Origin of the sequence: Pseudomonas sp. NEEL19 (genome assembly GCF_028751975.1) — a bacterium.
Lineage (GTDB): Bacteria > Pseudomonadota > Gammaproteobacteria > Pseudomonadales > Pseudomonadaceae > Aquipseudomonas > Aquipseudomonas juntendi.
Map to the genome: position 1 here is coordinate 2,272,721 of NZ_CP081491.1, position 18,641 is coordinate 2,291,361.

Below are 18,641 nucleotides of genomic sequence, written 5' to 3' on the forward strand. Positions count from 1 at the left end.
GGGTGAAGGTCAGGCCACGTCCACCAGCACGATCTCGCTGTCTTCGATGGCGGTCACGCGCAGAAGCTGCTCCTGCTCGATGGCCACACCATCACGCGCCTCGACCCGCAGGCCGTTGACTTCCACCCGGCCCTTGGCGGGTACCAGGTAGCCCCGGCGATCGGCGTCGAAACGGTATTCGGCGGTCTCACCCGCTTTCAGGGTGGCAGCCACCAGGCGTGCATCGGTGCGGATCTGCAGGCTGTCTTCATCGCCGGCGCGGCCGCTGGCCAGGGTCACGAAGCCTTCGCCACGTTCACCTTTGGGGAATGGTCGGCTACCCCATTGCGGTGCTTCACCGGTGCGTTCCGGCACGATCCAGATCTGGAAGATACGGGTATCGACGTCTTCCAGGTTGTACTCGCTGTGCACGATGCCGGTACCGGCACTCATCACCTGGACGTCACCGGCCTCGGTCCGGCCTTTATTGCCAAGGCTGTCCTGGTGGGTGATCGCGCCTTCGCGCACATAAGTGATGATTTCCATGTCACGGTGTGGGTGCGGAGGGAAGCCGCTGCCGGCCGCGATCAGGTCATCGTTCCAGACCCGCAGGTTGCCCCAGTGCATGCGCGCTGGGTCGTAGTACTCGGCAAAGGAAAAATGGTGGTGGGCGTCGAGCCAGCCGTGGTTGGCATGGCCGAGGCTATCGAACGAACGAAGTTGCAGCATGGTCGCGCTCCTTGAATCAGTGGATGAGGCCATGATGCGCCAAAGAAACATCGAAAATAAGCGTAAATATCGGCTTAAAACAATCGAATTAGTGGACCTATAACTTGCAGGTACTTATCCGCTTCATCGCCTAATCCCCTGATCTGCAAGCATTCGCTGGCCATTTTGGGTCGATGCGGCGAACATGCCCATTGTTTCTGTTCAGCAAGGAGTGACCGTGGCCCAAGAGCTACCCCAGGCCCCCGCCGACCTTACCCCGCCCGCCCAGTTGCCCTGGTTTCGCCGTGTGGCGGCGCGCCTGCTGGGGCGCTGCCTGACCCGCCTGCAGGCGCAGCATCGGGACTCATGGTTCCTGGGCCATGCCACCGGGCAACGCAGGGGCCATGCCGAGGGTGTGCGCGATGGTTTCGAGCGTGGCCGGGAAGCCGGCTACGAGGCCGGGCGCCAGGTGCTGGTGATCCGCGACAGCCGCCCCGAGGATGCTGCCGTGCCTGGCTGCGACGACAACCTCTTCGACGACTGGCGCCTGCCGCTGACGGCTGAACTGAAAAAACGCTTCAAGGCCGATGTGGCCCTGCGCCTGCCCGCCGAAGCGCAACCCAGCGCTGCGCAATGGAAGCTGATTTTCAGCGACACCCCGTCTACCTGCGTGGTGGCCGGGGCGGGCGCGGGCAAATCGACGTCGCTGGTACTGCGCATCCTGCTGTTGCGCCATTACCTGGGCTACGAGCTGGACGCGATGACCGTGGTCACCTTTACCCGCGAGTCGCGCAAAGACTTCATCAAGCGCCTGTTGCAGGTGTTCGCCCTGTGGCAGATCAACCTGCAACCGGCGCAGGCGCGCGAGCTGGTGCGGACCTTCCATTCACGCATTCTGCCGCTGGTGCGCAGCCTGCCGGGTTTTGACCAGTTGCGTGCTTTCGAAACGCTGGGCAGCGACATGCCAGCCGGGCGCGAGGCCGAGGCCGACAGCAACCCGTTCGACCTGCGTTTGAATGACGCCCAACGCCAGCAACTGAACCAGTGCTACAGCCGCGTGCTGCATGAAAGCCCACGCTTTGCCGAGCTGGTCGGCTTGCTGCGAAGCGAAGCCTTGCAGCTCAAACCCCTGGACCCGAACAACCCCGAGGTGCAAAAACGCGCCCAGGTTACGCAATTGGCTGCGCAGCGCGACGAAGAGCTGTGTGATGTGATCGAGGACCTCTGGTTCGCTGCCGGCGCCTGGCCGATCACAGGTATCGAACCGTGCCGCGATACCGTCGAGATCCGTGGCAGCCGGTTTCATGTGCATGGGCGCCTGGCGGGGGGCGGGCCGTTGGTGGTGCTCGGCTTCGACCCGACGGAAAGCGCGCAGTACCAGCGCCCTGGCGCCAAGCTGGCGGTACGCGGTGAGTGGGCGGTCAAACGCACTTTGTTGCAGGCGTTCTGCGACCGGCCGCTGATCTGGCTCGACAACTACGCCATGGCCCGGCGCCTGGCAGCGTCGCTGGCCGGTGATGCCGTGGCGGGCCCTGGCTTCGAGTACAAGGTCAAGGGCGAGCTGGCGGCGGTGCCACTGCTGGATGCGTTCGTGGGGGCTGCCAATTTCATCGAGAACCTTGGCCTTGAGGTGAACACGGCCGTGGCGTCGATGAGTTTCCCCAGCGGTGACAGCGACGCGCTGTTCTTCGAGGCCCTGGCCTTGTACTGGAAAGCCCTGGAAGCGCACCTGCTGGGCCTGTCGCCACCGGTGATGAGCTACAATCGCATGTTCGCCCTGTTCGGCGAAAACAACCCGGAAAACCTGCGCCTGCTACCCGACCCGCTGTTGCGGCCATTGGCGCACCTGATGATCGACGAGTTTCAGGACGTGTCGCCACAGATCGTCAGCTGGCTGCGTGCGAGTTTGCGCGAAATACGCCGACGCGGCCCGGCCATGCACACCGGGCGGCATGCCCAGCATTCGTCACTGCTGTGCGTGGGCGACGACTGGCAGTCGATCTATGGCTGGCGCGGCAGTTCACCCAAGTACTTCATGGAATTCACCAAGGCCTTTGCTGCGCCGGCCAGCACCCGCGTGATGCTGGTCGATAACTACCGTTGCCAGCAACAGGTGATCGATGCCGCCGAGCACCTGGTCAAGGGCACCCCGGCAATTGCCGGCAAGAAGGCCCGGGCCAGCGGCCCCGCCGCGCAATTGCCGGGCTCGCCGGTCAAGGTCTTCGACCGGGATGAGGCAGCCTTGGGCCAGACACTGATGGAGCACTACCAGCGCGGCGAGACGGTGATGATGCTGTACCGCAAGGGCAGCGACCGGGCACTGATGAGCGAGCACCTGCAAAGCGTGGTGCAAGCCGAAGCGGCGCTGCCGGCCGAGCAACGCCGGCTGCGCCAGCTGACCTACCACAGTGCCAAGGGGCTGCAGGCCGACGCGGTGTTCATGCTCGGCGACTGCCAGTATCTGACCAGCTCCCCCTACAAAAACCAGGTCTACCGCCAGGCCGGGTTGGGCAAGGCCGCAGACGCCCAGCCGTTCGATGCCGCGCAGAAGGAAGAAGTGCAGCGCCTGGCCTACGTGGCAGTGACCCGAGCCGTGCAGCACTGCTATTGGCACGTCGAGGCCGCCAGCGGCGAAGCGGCAGTGGCGCCAAGGGCGTCTGCACGGGTCGATGGCCGGCAGGCATTCTTCGAGGACCTGCGCGGGCAGTGAAGGGCGCTGTGGCCGGCGAGCAAGGGGCGCCGTTCAGCTGAGGGGTGTCGGTCTGGCCTATGCAAGTGTCGGCCCGGCACCAACGCGGCTGCCGGCATCGCGCCAAGGTAGGGGTGTCGCGGCCTTGCCAGGCCTCAGTCAGGAAGCTACCCATGCGTTCATCGTCGACACCCAAGGATTACCTGCTGGACAACAATGGCATCGAAATCGCGGTGCGCTGCTGGGGCCGGGAGGACGGCATGCCGGTCTTGGCCTTGCATGGCTGGCTGGACAATGCAGCCTCGTTCGACCGCTTGGCACCGCTGCTCGAACACTGTTTCGTCGTGGCCCCAGACCTGGTCGGCCATGGGCGTTCCGACCATCGCCGGCACGACAGTGGCTATTACCTGTGGGAGCACGCCGAGGACATGCGGGCGGTTGCCGACAGCCTCGGCCTGAGCCAATTCCATGTACTGGCCCACGGCATGGGCACGGGGGTGGCGTCGCTGCTTGCGGCCATGACCAGCGGCATCGCCAGCATGACGTTCCTCGACGGCATGGGGGCACCGTTCACCGTCGCCGAGGATGACCGCGTGCAGCACCTGGCGCGGGCCTATCGGCTCAAGCGCATGGTGCAGCGCAGCCAGCTACCGGGCTTCGGCGAGCCGGGCGCTGCCTGCTTCGATGACCTCGACACCGCCTTGGCGCAACGCCGCGAGCGGCTGGACACCGAGCTGTCCGAAGGCGCCGCCCGCTTGTTGGCCATGCGCGACCTGTTGCAGCTGGGCGAGGGCTATTGCTGGCGCCACGACCCAAGGCTGGTGCTGCCCGAACCCATGCCGCTGACCGAGCGCGAAGCGTGCGACCTGCTCAGCCAGATCCGCTGCCCGTTGTACCTGATGTTCGGTCGCCAGGGGGCATTTTCCGGCGATGCGTTCAGCCAGCGCCAGGCAGCTTTGCCCGACCATGCGAAGGTGTCCTGGCACCCGGGCGGTCATCATTTCCACCTGGATGCGCCGGACCGGGCGCTGGCCGACCAACTGCTGCGCATCATCGCGCGGCACGAAGGGGGTATGCTGCAACGCCTGGTGAATGAGTAGCGAGTGCTGGTGATGGCCTGGGGCCCTGCGCTATGGTGGTACACCCCCAGGCCAGCAGGAGCCCGCCATGCGACCCTTCGCCATCCAGCACATCGACCACCTGGTACTGCGGGTCAGGGACCTGCCGCGCAGCGTGGCGTTCTATACCGACCTGCTTGGCTGTTCGGTCAGCCGCGTGCGTGAGGACCTGGGCATGGTGCACCTGGCCACGGGCACGGCGATGATCGACCTGGTTACGCTGGACGGGCCGCTGGGGCGAACCGGTGGTGCGGCGCCGGGCGCCGAGGGGCGCAACCTGCATCATTTCTGCCTGCGTATCGAGCCATTCGATGAGCCCGCCTTGCTGGCCTACCTGCAAGCGGCGGGGGTGCAGGTAGAACCTGCCGAGAAACGCTACGGCGCCGAAGGCGAAGGGCCGTCGCTGTACTGCTACGACCCGGATGGCAACCAGGTCGAGCTTAAGGGGCCGATAGCGCCAGTGGCAGCGGTGCACCCCCTCGGGGTTTAACCCTGGCGGCGCCGCACACCGGGGCAGGCAACCATCAGTCGTAATAGCCGCGCAGCCCGAACGCGTAGCCAGTGTCCACGGTGGCCGGCCGGCCCCGGTTCCAGCGCTTTTTCAACACGAACTCGAACGCTGGCTCGTACAAGGCGTCGCGCACCACTGCGCCGGCCAGCACCTCCACGTCATACCAGCCATTGTCCAGCTCGATGATCGGCCGCCCCGGTACCTGGTAACGCGCCAAGAAGTCACCCAGCGTCTTGGGCGTGAAGTGCTGAAGTATCCGCCAGGTATACAGCATCAGCGCCCCGTGCTCGACGCGCAGCACATAGCCGTTGCGCTGGTGCTTCAGGCGGCTGCCAGCTTCGCGCAGCGCTGGTGTGTGATTGTCCAGGGTGAACAGAATGCGGTACGGCAGGTTATCGACCCCGGCCAGTGGCAGCACCACACCTTCACTCACAGCTTGGTCGCCGCTGTCGTCATGGGTGAAGGCGTAGGCCAGGTCATCGGGCAGTTGCTGGTCCTGCTTGAACCGTTCGAGCAACTGGATATCGCCAAGCAGAAAGTAGTCGACCCCGTCATTGAGCACTTCGCTGAATTCGTGGCGCATCTGTTTTCCTTATTGTTGCGCAGTGCCATAGCGGCATGGGGTTAGTGCTTCTGTGCGATCTGGATCAGGTTGCCGCAGGTGTCATCGAACACCGCGACGGTTACCGCCCCCTTGTTGGTAGGGTGCTGGGTGAACTGGACGCCGGCGGCGCAGAGCCGGGCATACTCTGCCTGAATGTCACGCACGGCGAAGGAGGTGGCAGGGGTACCGGCTTTCTTGAGTCTCGCATGGTTGGCCTGGGCCTGTTCGCTGTCGTACGCCTCCAGCAGCAACTCAACGCCGTTGGGGTCGTTGGGCGAGGTGAGGGTCAGCCAGCGGTGGTCGCCCATGGGGATGTCCTGCTTGGGCTCGAAACCGAGTACGTAATGGTAGAAAGCAAGGGCTTTGGCTTGATTGTCGACGAGGATGCTGGTGACGACGATCTTCATGAGTGCACACCGTATGCCTAGGGTCGATAAGCATTAGTAAAGACGCTGAGGGCCATTTGACCAGTGCGCTTGAGCCTACCCAGGGAAAAGCTGCTCAAGCCATAGGCAAATGCTTGATCCGCCAGCCACCGCCCGGGTGCCTGCGGGGGTAAAGTGTCAGCCATGATCCCGATTCCCGTGCGCCCAGGCCGGCGCCAGAGAGGTAAGCGTGGCTGCCTATACCCTGCGACAACTCAAGTACTTCGTCACCACGGTAGAAGCCGGTAGCGTGGCGGAGGCTTCGCGCCAGCTTTACATCGCCCAGCCGTCGATTTCCACGGCCATCAAAGGCCTGGAGGAAAGCTTCGGGGTGCAGTTGTTCATCCGCCACCATGCTCAGGGTGTGTCGTTGACGCCCAGCGGCAAGCGCTTTTACGCCAAGGCCAAGTCGCTGCTGCAAATGGCCCATGAGTTCGAGCAAAACGCCCTGGCCGACAATGACACCGTTGCCGGGCAGATCGATATCGGTTGTTTCGAAACCGTGGCGCCCTTGTACCTGCCACGGCTGATTGCCGGTTTCCGCCAGCGCTACCCTGGCGTGGATATCCGCCTGCGCGACGGCGAGCAGCAGGACCTGATCCAGGGCCTGACCGCAGGGAGCTTCGACCTGGCATTTCTCTATGATCATGACCTCGATGGCACCATCGAGGCCGAGCCGCTGATGCCGCCGCAAAAACCGTACGTATTGCTGCCGGAGAACCACCGTTTTGCCAGCCAGGGCCAGGTCTCACTGCGCGACCTGTGCCCGGAGCCGATGATCTTGCTGGACGTGGCGCCCAGCCGTACCTACTTCGTCAGCCTGTTCAACGAGCTGGGCCTCACGCCGAACATCGTCTTCAGTTCGCCTTCGATCGAGATGGTGCGCGGCATGGTCGGGCAGGGGTTCGGGTTCTCGCTGTTGGTCACCCGGCCGCATTCGCCCTACACCTACGACGGCCAGCGCCTGGTCATGCTGGACATCACCGAGCCGGTGGCGCTGTCGGGGTTGGCCGCGGCTTGGTTGAAGCGTGTACAGCTGACCAAGCCGGCGCAGTTGTTCGTGGCGTTCTGCCGCGAAGAGCTGGCGAAGTTCCAAGATCTGCAGCCGCAGCGCGGTGCCTGACCCAGTTCAGAACCAGCGGTCATTCTTCTTGCGCCCGCGGGTCAGCGCCGGCAGGATCAGCCCCGCCAGCAGGCCCGCGCCGGCGATGCTGCCACCGTAGACCATGTAGCGCATCATCACCTGTTTGTTCTCATCGCCCAGGCGCGCCTGGGTGTCGCGCAGCTCCGACTGGCTCTGGTCGTATTGCTCGTTGAGCGCCTTGTTGCGTGCCTCCAGCTCGTCGATCAGCTTCTTGCGCGAGTCCAGGGTTTCCTGCATGCCTTGCACGCGGTTTTTCCAGCTGTCGTCGATGGTCTTCAGCTGGCCGGTGAGCTCTGCCACCTGCGCATCCAGCAGCGGCAGCCGTTCGTTCTGGCCGGGAACCGCCTGCAGGTCCTCGCTGAGGATCCACACCACGTCGCCATTCTGGCCGCGCACCTGGCTGTACTTGCCCTGGCTGCCAAGCAGGGTCAGCTTTTGACCGGACTTGAGGGTGCCGACAATGCGATGGCCGTCGGTCGGCCCGCTACGCACATAGGTGCTCAGGCTGTCGCTGACCCAGCGTGCGTCGCTGGCGGGCTCTTCGGCATGCACGGGTGCGGCAAGCGCCAGCAGGGCGGCGATCAGGCTGCCGCGCAGGGCAGGGAGGGCGGAGGCGGTTGGGCGGGAATCGGGCATGTTGGTCTTCGCTGCAACGGAGAAAAAGTAGGCCGGTGACTGGGCCGATGAACCGGTCGGTGAGTTGACCGTCAGCGAATGACCTTTTTTTTGTCAGCAGGTTCACTGCCTGGCGTCGGAAATGTCTGCAGGATGTTGCAGCGCCCAAGTTGTGCCGGGGCGCCGTCGATGACGCAATTGTAATGCGGGGATCATCCTGGCGTTATCTGCCGAGGGGCAATCTCGCAACGCCGACATAAAAACAAATGCGACGTTCAAGGAGCATCCGATGACTTGCAGATACCCCCTTAAACTGGCTGCATGCCTGGCCTTGGCCAGCGTCGGTGGCCAGGCACTGGCCGCCGAAAAGAACACCGACGGCTTCATCGAAGGTAGCACCCTCGATGTGCTCAACCGCAACTTCTACTTCAACCGTGACAACCGCGACGCTGCAGCGCCCACGCACAACCCGCGCAAAGCGCCTGACAATGGCTACTCCGAGGCCTGGGCTCACGCCGTGATCGCTCGCTTCGAGTCGGGCTTTACCCAAGGCACGGTCGGTGTCGGCGTGGACGCGTTCGCCATGCTCGGCCTCAAGCTCGATACCGGCGGCGGCCGTAACGGCGGGCGCAGTTCGTTCGATGTATTGCCGGTAGACCATGACGGCCAGGCGCGCGATGAATACACCAAGGTTGGCGGCGCGGCCAAGGTGCGCCTGTTCGATACGGTATTGAAGGTGGGCGATGTGTTTCCGGTTAACCCGGTGGTCGCCGCAGGCGACTCACGGCTGTTGCCCGAGAGCTTTCGGGGCGTGACCCTGGAGAACACCAACATCAAGGACCTGATCCTGCAGGCGGGGCGCCTGCATGCCATGAGCCAGCCCATGTCCAGCGGCATGCGGGAAAACTTCGCCACCTTCTATGGCGGCCCGGTGGACTCGCCCTGGATCGCCTACGGCGGCGGCGACTACACCCTCAACGAATATGCCAGTGTCAGCCTGTTCAGCAGCCGGCTCAAGGATGTCTGGAACCAGTACTACGCCGGCACCAGCCTGAGTTGGCCGCTTGGCGAGCAACTGGCGCTGATTGGCGGTTTCAATTACTACAAGGCCGTGGACGAGGGGCGCCAGCGCCTGGGTGCTTTCGACAACGATATCTGGAGTGCCAAGCTGGGCGTGCGTTTCGGTGCCCACACCCTTGCGCTCACCCACCAGCGCAACAATGGCGACGACGACTTCGATTATTTGCGCCAGGCCGACTCGATCTTCCTCGACAACTCCATCCAGTACAGCGACTTCAACTCGCCCAAGGAGCGTTCGTGGATGCTGCGCTATGACCTGAACATGGCGGCCTATGGCGTGCCTGGGTTGTCGTTCATGACCCGCTACGGCAAAGGTAGCGACGCGGACTACAGCAACGCCAACGCCGTATATATGCGCCGGGGTGCCGATGGCAACCCGCTGACCGATCAGAAACGCTGGGAGCGCGATATCGAGGTCAAGTACGTGGTGCAGAGCGGTGCGGCCAAGGACTTGGCGCTACGGGTACGCCAGGCCACCACCCGCGCCACGGCGTTCGAGTCGGACCTGGACGAAGTGCGGCTGATCGTCGAGTACCCACTGTCGATCCTGTGAATTCACCTTAGTAGCTTTCCAGCTCCTTTGGTTTGGGTGAATGTTTTGCGCCCCTTGGGCAATGCAAGTCAGTTAAGTGATTTGGGGCCGCTTTGCGACCCTTCGCGGGCACGCCCGCTCCCACAGGGGATCGCGCATTTCTTGAGTGTGGGAGCGGGCGTGCCCGCGAAGGGCTGCAAAGCAGCCCCAGTAACGCTCAACTGACAGGCATTACCCTGTGGGGCGCTTTTTTTGGGCAGTAGCCGTTACCGCTGCGCGGGTTCAGGTGTCTGCAGTTTCGCTCGCAGCCTCCGCCGTCTTGACCGATGCCTTTTTCTCCTGCACCACGATATAGAACTCTTCGCCATGCTTCACCGCCCCATACAGCACGGCTTTTTCGATCAGCTCGTTGCCGCGCAGCTGGCGCAGCATCATCGGGTCCTTGCGCAGGTCGCGGTACAGCGCCAGGCAAAGCAGCACCATCACCACCACGAACGGCAGGGCCACCACGATCGTCAGGTTCTGAAGCCCGGTCAGCGCTTCGCCAGGGTCCCGTGGGTCGCCGATCGCCAACATGATGGCCGCGACCGTCCCGGTCAGCGCGCCCCAGAAGATCACCGTGCGCCGCGAAGGTGCGGTGGTGCCGTGCTCCGACAGCGTGCCCATCACCAGCGACGCCGCGTCGGCGCCGGAAACGAAGAAGATACCCACCAGCACCATCACCAGCACTGACGTCGCAGAGGCCAGTGGGTAGCTGTCCAGCAACTGGTACAACGCATGGTTGCTGTTGACTGCCCCGTTGGCCAGCTGGAAAGCACCTTCGCGCAGGGCATCGACGGCCGCGCCGCCGAAGATGGTGAACCACACCAGGCTGACCAGGCTCGGCACCAGCAGCACGCCGGTAACGAACTGGCGGATGGTGCGGCCACGGCTGATGCGGGCAATGAACATGCCCACGAACGGCGTCCAGGAAATCCACCAGGCCCAATAGAACACTGTCCAGCCGGCCAGCCAGCTGTTCATCTGCTCGCCACCGCTGGCGTTGGTACGGGCCATCATTTCCGGCAGCATCTTGATGTAGATGCCGAGCGAGGTCGGCAGCAGGTTCAGCATGAGCAGGGTCGGCCCGACCATGAACACGAACAGCGCCAGCACCAGGGCCAGCACCATGTTGATGTTGGACAACCACTGGATGCCCTTGCCGATGCCCGATACCGCCGACGAGACGAAGGCGATGGTCAGCAGGGTGATGATGGAGATGTAGAACAGCTTGCCAGGGCTTTCGATCCAGCCGTTGTATTCCAACCCGCCGGCGATCTGCAGGGCGCCCAGGCCCAGCGAGGCCGCCGAGCCGAACAGCGTGGCGAAGATTGCCATCATGTCGATCAGCCGGCCAAGCGGGCCGTTGGCGTGCTTGCCGATCAACGGCCGGAAGGCCGCGGAAATCAACTGTGAGCGGCCCCGGCGGAAGGTCCCGTAGGCGATGACCAGGCCGACGATGGCGTACATGGCCCAAGGGTGCAAGGTCCAGTGGAAGAGGGTGGTCGCCATGGCGACCTGCATCGCTTCGCTGGTCTGCCCGCTGGCCGAGCCGGGCGGCGGTGACACGTAGTGCGACAGCGGCTCGGCCACGCCGAAGAACATCAGGCCGATACCCATGCCGGCACTGAACATCATCGCCACCCAGGACACCGTGCGAAACTCTGGCTGTTCGCCATCACGGCCAAGCGGTACCCGCCCGTAGCGGCTGGCGGCCAGCCACAGCACGAACACCACGAACAGGGTGGAGGTCAGTACGAAGAACCAGCCAAAGTTGAGAATGACCCACGATTGAGCGGTGGAGGCACTGCGCGCCAGGCTGGCCTGGTTGATGAAGCCCCAGAGCACGAAAGCGATGGCCAGGATGCTGGTGAAACCGAAGACCACCCAGTCCAGCTTGCCCTCGAAGCGCCGGTCCTGGCGGGCTTCTGCGGTTTTCGAGGGGTCGGTAACGCCAAGGTCGAGTGTTTCGTTGATGTGTTCCTTTACCATGAATCCTGAGGCCCCTGTGTGGCTTGCCTGTTCGTGCAGGCTTGTAGTTGTGTGAGCTACCGAGTGCGTTGGCGCCTCGGCCGGGTGGAGTGCTGGCGGAATTATCCTGCGCGGTCGGCGCCGGCACCTGTCCCGATAGCGTCCTGGGGCTGCCCTTGCGCGACTTGGCAAATACTTTTAGTTCTGGGGGCATTGGCCCTTTCTGTCTCGGCTTCTGGTACGCTGGTGGGCATTACCCGGGGCCGCACATCAAGCACCGTAGAAGCGTTGTCGCGTTCGGGCCCGGCCGTACCAGGAAACGGAGATTCGTAATAATGGCCACTGACCGTGTGAGCCTGATTCATTTCGATAAACTGAGCATGAGCCCTGCCGCAGCCGAGCGGTTCCAGCATGCTCTCGATGCGCTGGAAGCGCTCAAGCTGCAAGACCGTTACGTTTACCTCATCGCGCCTTACCTTGGGGATATCGCTGACGCTTGCGACGCCGACCAATTGCAGACGGCCTTGGAACAAGGCCTACGCGTTGTCGACGAGCTGGTGGCCGCCTACTCGGTCAACAAGGTCAAGGCCGATGAAGTGAGCAAAGTGTTCAAGGATGCTGGCGCGCGCGCGCGGGCTGAATTGCCCGGCTGAACGGCATATGGCCAAATACATCGACAACCCCTGCGTTTCGCTGTGCCAGCTCAACAGTGAGCTGTGCGTGAGCTGCGGCCGTACCCGCGACGAAATCCGCAAATGGCGGGGCATGAAGCGCCCCGAGAAGATGGCGACCGTGCAGCGGGCGGCCACGCGCATGAAGGCCATCGCCAAGAAGGCGGCCAAGCGGCAGGTCAGTTAAGCCCTGCTGGCAGCCCATCAGCCCCCACAGGGGGCGCAAAGCTTGAGGTCTGCACTGCTCCTGTGGGAGCCCGGCTTGCCGGCGATGGGCCGCAATCCTTTTTATGCCCATAAAAGGTCCGCTAGTCGGCCTCTGATGGTCCAGACTGTATGCAGCCCCACACCTGATGCAGCCGACCAGCATTGCTCAAGCCATTGGTCACCCAGCGGGGCGGCGAAGTTACAACTGCCGAGGGTCGTTGATGATCAAGCGTTGCCTGCGCCACGCCTTGCCCTTGTTGTGCCTGATGCTGCTGCCCCTGGCGGCGGTAGCCGATGACACATGCCGGCGGCTGACCGCCACCGGTAACCCGGAATACCCGCCTTACCTGTGGCGCGATCCGCGCAACCCGCAGCAGTTGATGGGTGCCAATGCCGATTTGCTCAAGCACCTGGGGAAACAGCTCGGGCTGGAGATCGACGTGGTTTACGCGGGGCCGTGGTCACGCGCGCAGGAAGAAGTGCGCACTGGTCGGATCGACCTTCTGGCCGGGTACTTTCGCACCGAGGCGCGGCAACAGCACATGAACTTCATCGAGCCACCGTTCCTGGCCACCCCCAGCGTGGTCTGGGTGCGCCAGGTTGACGCCTTTGCCTACCGGCAATGGGCGGACCTGAAGGGCCGCAAGGGCGGTACGTTGGTGAACAACAGCCATGGCCAGCAGTTCGATGAGTACGCGCAGGCTCATCTCACGCTCGAAGCGGTACCCACTGCTCGCCAGGCGTTCGAAAAACTGGTGCACAAGCGCAGTGCCTACGTGGTTTACGAACAGTACCCAGGCATGGCCCTGGCGCGCACGCTGGGTATTGGCGGTGCCGTGCAGGTACTGCAGCCACCGGTCTCCAGTGAAGGGTTGTACCTGGCCATTTCGCATAATTCACCCTGCAACCAGCCACAGCTGCGCGCAGCACTGGCCCGGGAAATGGCCAGGATCGTGGGCGGAGCCCTGCCGCAGCAGTTGTTGAAGCAGAACATGGAGCAATGGCAATGACAGGCCGTGCGCAGGCCGTTGCTACAGCGCGTGGGCCAGCTGCTCGGCTTCCTTGGCGTTGCTGACGTTGACCGCGCCAGGCAAATGCACATCATTTTTTGCCGCCAGCAGCTCGGCCATCACGCTGACGGCGATTTCCGCCGGGGTCTTGCTGCCGATATAGATGCCTATCGGCCCATGCAAACGCTGCAGCGACGCTTCGCTTTCGCCGAAATGCTCGATCAGCCGCTCACGGCGCAGTTGGCTGTTGCGCCGCGAGCCGATGGCGCCAATGTAGAAGGCCGGGCTGTGCAAGGCTTCGAGCAAGGCCAGGTCGTCCAGCTTGGGGTCATGGCTGACGGCAACGATGGCGCTGCGCACATCTGCCTTGAAGGCACGGACCACATCGTCTGGCATGCCTGGCAGCAGGGTAACGCCGGGGATGCTCCAGCCTGCCGTGTATTCCGGGCGCGGGTCGCACAACGAGACACTGAAGCCGTTGAACAGAGCCATGGTTGCGAGGTACTCGGCCAGGGCGCCAGCACCGATCAGCAGCAGGCGGTAACCAGGCCCAAGGGTGCTGCACAGGCGCTGGCCATCAAACCTGAACAGTTGTGGGGTAGCGGTGGCAACCAGGCTGGCAGCACCCGTGTGCAAGTCGAGTTCGCGACACATCAGGTTGCCGCTGTCCAGGCTGGCCAGCAGTTGTTCCAGGTGCGACAACGCGGGCGCGAACTCCAGCACCAGTTCAAGGGTGCCGCCGCAGGGCAGGCCGAAACGGTGGGCTTCGTCGGCGCTGACGCCGTAGCGCACCACCTGTGGCTGGCCGCTGGGCATGCCGGGGCCGCCATAGGCGCTGGTGTAGCGGTGGATGAGGTCGTCCTCAATACAGCCACCGGATACGCTGCCAACCACCCGGCCATCGCTGCGCAGCGCCATCATCGAGCCGACCGGGCGCGGTGAAGAGCCCCATGTACGGGCGACCGTGGCAAGCAGGGCGCGGTGGCCGCCGGCAAGCCAGTCGCGGGTGGTGCGCAGCACCAGCAGGTCGATGCTTTCCATGGAAACTCCGTTACAACACTGTCGAGAAGGTTGGCTCAGGCATGCCCCCTTCAGCGCATATGCAAGATGATGGGGCTACTGCTGGCCGGGTCGGTGTGCCCGCGCAACTTGCTTACCGCCTGCGCGTCCACCGCGCTGCCCTGGTTGCCCCAGGCCGAGCGCACGAACGTCAGCACTTCGGCGATCTCCTTGTCCCCCAGTTGCTCGCGAAAGGCCGGCATACGGTAAGCATCAGGCACTCCAGCAGACACTACCCGCTGTGAACCGTTCAAGGTGATATTGATCGCCGACGCGTCTTCTTTGGCCAAAGCCGATGTAGCCCCGGCCAGTGGTGGCATCGATGGCGCCTGGCCCTTGCCGTCCAGGCCATGGCACGACGCGCAGCGGGTCACGTAGGTGTGCGCCCCGGGGGCGTCCAGCCGCTCGGCAGCCGACACCGCCTGGTACTGCCAGGGCGCGCCATCGCGCTGAGGGTCACCGGGCAGCGACTTCAGGTAATGGGCGATGGCGGCCAGGTCGTCGTCAGTCATGAACTGGGTGGAGTTGTTGAATGCCTCGGTCATCGAACCGAAGACCACGGCATGGCGGTTGCGGCCGGTCTTGAGGAACTGGGCAATTTCAGCTTCGCTCCAGCGCCCCAGCCCGGTGTTGTGGTCCGCACGCAGGCTCGGTGCATACCAACCATCGAGCAATGCCCCGGCCAGGTACGCTGCGCCGCTGTCGTCCAGGGCCTTTTCGTTGAACGCCAAACCACGCGGCGTGTGGCAACTGCCGCAGTGGCCAGGGCCCTGGACGATGTAGGCACCTCGGTTCCACTGCGCGTCCTGCCCCGCCTGGGCGGTGTACGGCGCGGTCGGGGCAAACAGGCCGTTCCACAGCGCAATGGGCCAGCGCAGGTTCAGCGGCCACGGGATATCGCTGGGCAGGTTGGCTTGCTTGGCCGGCTGCACGCCGTGCATGAAAAACGCATACAGGGCCTTTACGTCGTCGTCGCTGAGTTTGGCGTACGAGGGGTAGGGCATGGCCGGGTACAGGCGCCGGCCACCGGGTGCCACGCCGTGGCGCACGGCGCGGTCGAAGTCCGCCAGGCTGTAGGCGCCGATGCCAGTGTCGCGATCGGGGGTGATGTTGGTGGCATGAATGGCCCCCAGCGGGGTGGCCATTTGTAGCCCGCCGGCGAACGGTTGGCCCTCTGGCAGGCTGTGGCAGGCGACGCAGTCGCTGAGCCGGGCCACGTACTCGCCACGGCTGACCAGCGCTGCGGCGGCGGTGTCGGCCTGCGCGTCGGTGAACGGCGAAGCGGGCTCGCGGGTGACATACCAGGCCAGCAGGCCCGCCGCGATCAGGCACGGCAGCGCCAGCCAACCAGCGGTTCTTGCGAAACGATGGGTCATGGGGCAATCCTTGTGCGTCAGCTGAAGGTATGGCGGCTCATTGGCAGGCTGCGTACGCGCTGGCCGGTCAGTTGCGCCACCGCGTTGGCCACTGCCGGCGCGACTGCGGGCAGTGGCGGTTCGCCAATGCCGCCCATTTTCGCCCCGCTTTCGACAATGCGCACATGTACCCGTGCCATGCGCGAAGGCGGCAGGATCGGGTACAGGTCGTAATTGCGCGCGCGCGGCTTGCCATCCACGTAGACCGCTTCTTCCACCAGCGTCTGCGACAGGCCCAACGCCACCGCCCCATTGACCTGGTGCTCGATGATGGCCGGGTTGACGATACTGCCGGGGTCGATGGCCTGCCAGATATCGTGCACCTTGACCTGGCCGTTCTCCATCGACACTTCGGCGATGACGGCAGCGTGCGAGCCGAAGGGCGAGGCCATGGCCACGCCACGGGCCCGCTTGCTGCCATCTTCGGCGGTGAACGGCCCGCGCTTCCAGCCCCCGGACAAGTCGGCGACCGCGTTCAGCAGGGTGGTCAGCCGGGGGTTGTCGCGCAGCAGGTGCAGGCGCAGTTCGAACGGGTCCTTGCCACCTTTGTCGGCCAGTTCGTCTAGAAACGACTCATAGAAGAAATCGTTCAGCGAGTTGCCCACCGAGCGCCAGTAGCCAAGCATGGCCGGGCCTTTGACATAGACTTGGGCAATCCGTTTGTTGGCGATGGCATAGGCCTTGCCCGACAACCCCTCAAGCGCGGTGGGGTCGACCTTGTCGCCCTGCTTGCCCGCCAGGGCCTCGGTCGGGCCTTCGGTGGCGCTGACCGCTTCGATGGCCACCGGCAGGCCGTCGGCATCGAGCCCAGCGCGGAACTTCACCACGGCGACCGGGCGCAGTACATCACGCAGAAACTCTTCTTCGCGGCTCCAGATCAGTTTGACTGGCCGGCCCACCGCCTTGGCCAGGGCAATGGCCTGCGGGTAGGGGTTGGCCGATTCGTACAGGAAGTGGCGGCCGAAGAAGCCGCCCAACAGTGGCGAGTGCAGGTTGATCTGGCTGGTTTGCAGGCCGGTGCGTTGGGCGATGTCGTCGCGGAACATGTCCGGCGCCTGGTTGGGCAGCCAGACATCCAGCGTGCCATCGGCATTGAAGCGGGCAAGGGCCGACGGTGGCTCCAGCTGGGCATGGTTCAGGTACTGGTTGTGGTAGCTGGCCTCGACCCGGGTCTTGGCACTGGCCAAGGCACCCGCTACATCGCCTTCGTTTTCTTCATCGCGCGCCGGGCCATCGACCGTGGCCAGGTGCTCGCGCCAGCCGTCGCTGGAAAAATCAGCCGGCATCGCCCGTAGCGTGCTGTCGGCGGCTGGCTCTTGCCAGTCGACTTGAAGGGCTTCGACGGCGCGCTTGGCGTGCCACCAGCGTTCAGCGACCACCGCTACCGCCCCTGGCAACTGATGCACCGAGTGCACGCCGTTCATGGCCTTGACCTGGCCTTCGTTACGCAGGCTGCCAACGGTCATGCCCAGGCGCGGCGCATGCTGCACGGCGGCGTGGAGCATGCCGTCCACCTTGATGTCGATGCAGTATTGGGCTTTGCCGGTGGATTTGTCGTAGGCATCCAGGCGCCGAACCGGCTTGCCGATCCAGCGGAACTGGCCAGGGTCGCGCAGCTTGACACTGGCCGGGTCGGGTACCGGCAGATCCATGGCCCGCCCGGCCAGTTCGCCGTAAGGCACCGAGCGGCCGCTCGTAGTATGTACCACGTTACCCGGGGTGCTCGACAGTTCGGCCACCGGCACCCCCAGTTTTTCGGCGCCAGCCTGCAGCAACATGGCCCGGGCGAGGGCGCCCAGGCGGCGCATGGTGGGGTAGCTCATGCGTACCGACATGCTGCCGCCGGTAATCCGCATGCCGTTTTCCATCACCACATAGGCTTCGCCGGGTGGCGCGCTTTCGACCACGAAGTGCGCGGGGTCCACGTCCAGCTCTTCACCGACGATCTGGGCCATGGCGGTGAACGGGCCCTGGCCGCCTTCCATGAACGGGCTGAGCAGGCGCACCGTACCGTCTGGACGAATTTCCAGAAACGCCGGCACTTGGGTGCCGCGTTCTGCTGTGGCCGCGGCCGCGGCTTGTACCCGCGGCACGCCCACCGGCAGGCCGAAGCCCAGCACCAGTGCGCCCACGGCAGTGCCGGCGAGGAAGCGACGGCGTGACAGGTTGACCGTTTCGCCGCGCTGCAGGGCGAGCAGTTCGGCAGGGGTATCGACGGGTGTGTTCATCAGGCCTGCTCCCCTTGGGCCAAGTCGTGCATGGCGGCATGGATGGCGTTGTAGGTGCCGCAGCGACACAGGTTGACCATGGCTGCGTCGATCTGCTCGGCGCTGGGTTTGGGCGTGTGCTTGAGCAGCGCGGTGGCCGCCATCACCTGGCCGGACTGGCAGTAGCCGCACTGAGCCACCTGGTGGTCGACCCACGCCGTGACCACCCGTTGGCCGACCGGGTCGGCTTCGATCGCTTCGATGGTGGTGACCTCGCGGCCGACCACGCCGGCCACCGGGGTGACGCAGGCACGGACCACGTTGCCGTCGACCAGTACCGAACACGCGCCGCACTGGGCCAGGCCGCAGCCATACTTGGTGCCGGTCAGCCCCAGGTCATCGCGGATCACCCACAACAGGGGCGTGTCGGCGTCCGCCTCGACCTGGTAGGTCTTCTGGTTGATGCGTAGTTCCATGGTTCACCTGCCAGTCATCGGTTGTTGTCGCGGGGTCATGTCGGGTGGGGAATACATTGTTCCCCGGTGGGGAAACGCTAGCACAGGCCAGCGGCCACCGGTTTGAACCGGGTGGCAGGTTCAGAGAATCAGGCAAGTAATCCGTTGGAATGCGCAACTGGGCAGCCAGGCAGGACGTGCG

17 protein-coding genes are annotated in these 18,641 nt (G+C 64.4%); 8 read left to right on the top strand and 9 right to left on the bottom strand.

Going from position 1 to position 18,641, the window contains the following annotated elements; all coding sequences use genetic code 11:
• Positions 1-9: 9 nt before the first annotated feature.
• Positions 10-708, bottom strand: coding sequence for a pirin family protein (locus K4A76_RS10235; RefSeq protein ID WP_054903943.1), 699 nt, complete (start codon positions 706-708; stop codon positions 10-12).
• 184 nt (positions 709-892) lie between these two features.
• Between K4A76_RS10235 and K4A76_RS10240 the strand changes: the two genes are divergently transcribed.
• The 3 genes from K4A76_RS10240 (at position 893) to K4A76_RS10250 (ending at position 4,984) form a co-directional block, all read left to right on the top strand.
• Positions 893-3,397 (top strand): UvrD-helicase domain-containing protein, encoded by a 2,505-nt coding sequence (locus K4A76_RS10240; RefSeq protein WP_274412087.1) that lies wholly within the window; start codon positions 893-895, stop codon positions 3,395-3,397.
• A gap of 152 nt (positions 3,398-3,549) precedes the next feature.
• Positions 3,550-4,476 (top strand): alpha/beta fold hydrolase, encoded by a 927-nt coding sequence (locus K4A76_RS10245; protein WP_274412088.1) that lies wholly within the window; start codon positions 3,550-3,552, stop codon positions 4,474-4,476.
• Between the two features lie 67 nt (positions 4,477-4,543).
• The gene (locus K4A76_RS10250) at positions 4,544-4,984 is read left to right on the top strand and encodes a VOC family protein (protein ID WP_182389017.1); all 441 of its coding nucleotides are present in this window, start codon (positions 4,544-4,546) and stop codon (positions 4,982-4,984) included.
• A gap of 34 nt (positions 4,985-5,018) precedes the next feature.
• Here the strand turns inward: K4A76_RS10250 and K4A76_RS10255 are convergent, their stop codons facing one another.
• On the bottom strand, positions 5,019-5,588 hold the full coding sequence (locus K4A76_RS10255) for a hypothetical protein (protein WP_212623389.1): 570 nt from the start codon (positions 5,586-5,588) through the stop codon (positions 5,019-5,021).
• A 41-nt stretch (positions 5,589-5,629) separates the two neighbouring features.
• The gene (locus K4A76_RS10260; RefSeq protein ID WP_110679633.1) at positions 5,630-6,016 is read right to left on the bottom strand and encodes a VOC family protein; all 387 of its coding nucleotides are present in this window, start codon (positions 6,014-6,016) and stop codon (positions 5,630-5,632) included.
• A 208-nt stretch (positions 6,017-6,224) separates the two neighbouring features.
• On the opposite strand from K4A76_RS10260, the gene K4A76_RS10265 reads away from it, so the two are divergent.
• On the top strand, positions 6,225-7,157 hold the full coding sequence (locus K4A76_RS10265) for a LysR family transcriptional regulator (RefSeq protein WP_029887319.1): 933 nt from the start codon (positions 6,225-6,227) through the stop codon (positions 7,155-7,157).
• Between the two features lie 6 nt (positions 7,158-7,163).
• Here K4A76_RS10265 and K4A76_RS10270 read toward each other — a convergent pair whose 3' ends face one another.
• Positions 7,164-7,814, bottom strand: coding sequence for a TIGR04211 family SH3 domain-containing protein (locus K4A76_RS10270; RefSeq protein WP_110679632.1), 651 nt, complete (start codon positions 7,812-7,814; stop codon positions 7,164-7,166).
• Positions 7,815-8,082: 268 nt separating this feature from the next.
• Between K4A76_RS10270 and K4A76_RS10275 the strand changes: the two genes are divergently transcribed.
• Complete coding sequence (locus tag K4A76_RS10275; protein WP_274412089.1) at positions 8,083-9,426, top strand: OprD family porin; 1,344 nt, start codon at positions 8,083-8,085, stop codon at positions 9,424-9,426.
• Between the two features lie 261 nt (positions 9,427-9,687).
• On the opposite strand, the gene K4A76_RS10280 is transcribed toward K4A76_RS10275, so the two are convergent.
• On the bottom strand, positions 9,688-11,436 hold the full coding sequence (locus K4A76_RS10280; protein ID WP_029887316.1) for a BCCT family transporter: 1,749 nt from the start codon (positions 11,434-11,436) through the stop codon (positions 9,688-9,690).
• A gap of 314 nt (positions 11,437-11,750) precedes the next feature.
• On the opposite strand from K4A76_RS10280, the gene K4A76_RS10285 reads away from it, so the two are divergent.
• From K4A76_RS10285 to K4A76_RS10295, 3 genes are all read left to right on the top strand, one after another.
• Entirely contained in the window at positions 11,751-12,068 is a 318-nt protein-coding gene (locus K4A76_RS10285; protein WP_009686556.1) for a hypothetical protein, read from the top strand.
• Positions 12,069-12,075: 7 nt separating this feature from the next.
• Positions 12,076-12,273, top strand: a complete 198-nt coding sequence (locus K4A76_RS10290; RefSeq protein ID WP_274412090.1) for a DUF1289 domain-containing protein — start codon at positions 12,076-12,078, stop codon at positions 12,271-12,273.
• 241 nt (positions 12,274-12,514) lie between these two features.
• A complete protein-coding gene (locus tag K4A76_RS10295; RefSeq protein ID WP_274412091.1) occupies positions 12,515-13,303 on the top strand; it encodes a substrate-binding periplasmic protein in 789 nt (262 codons plus the stop codon).
• A gap of 21 nt (positions 13,304-13,324) precedes the next feature.
• Here the strand turns inward: K4A76_RS10295 and K4A76_RS10300 are convergent, their stop codons facing one another.
• From K4A76_RS10300 to K4A76_RS10315, 4 genes are read right to left on the bottom strand one after another with little or no spacing between them, the layout of a single operon-like run.
• Positions 13,325-14,344, bottom strand: coding sequence for an XdhC family protein (locus K4A76_RS10300; protein ID WP_047149645.1), 1,020 nt, complete (start codon positions 14,342-14,344; stop codon positions 13,325-13,327).
• 50 nt (positions 14,345-14,394) lie between these two features.
• Entirely contained in the window at positions 14,395-15,738 is a 1,344-nt protein-coding gene (locus K4A76_RS10305; protein ID WP_274412092.1) for a c-type cytochrome, read from the bottom strand.
• 17 nt (positions 15,739-15,755) lie between these two features.
• Positions 15,756-18,005, bottom strand: a complete 2,250-nt coding sequence (locus K4A76_RS10310) for a xanthine dehydrogenase family protein molybdopterin-binding subunit (RefSeq protein ID WP_274412093.1) — start codon at positions 18,003-18,005, stop codon at positions 15,756-15,758.
• Complete coding sequence (locus K4A76_RS10315; RefSeq protein ID WP_009686563.1) at positions 18,005-18,460, bottom strand: (2Fe-2S)-binding protein; 456 nt, start codon at positions 18,458-18,460, stop codon at positions 18,005-18,007. Before K4A76_RS10315 ends, K4A76_RS10310 begins: the two co-directional genes overlap by 1 nt.
• Between the last annotated feature and the right edge of the window lie 181 nt (positions 18,461-18,641).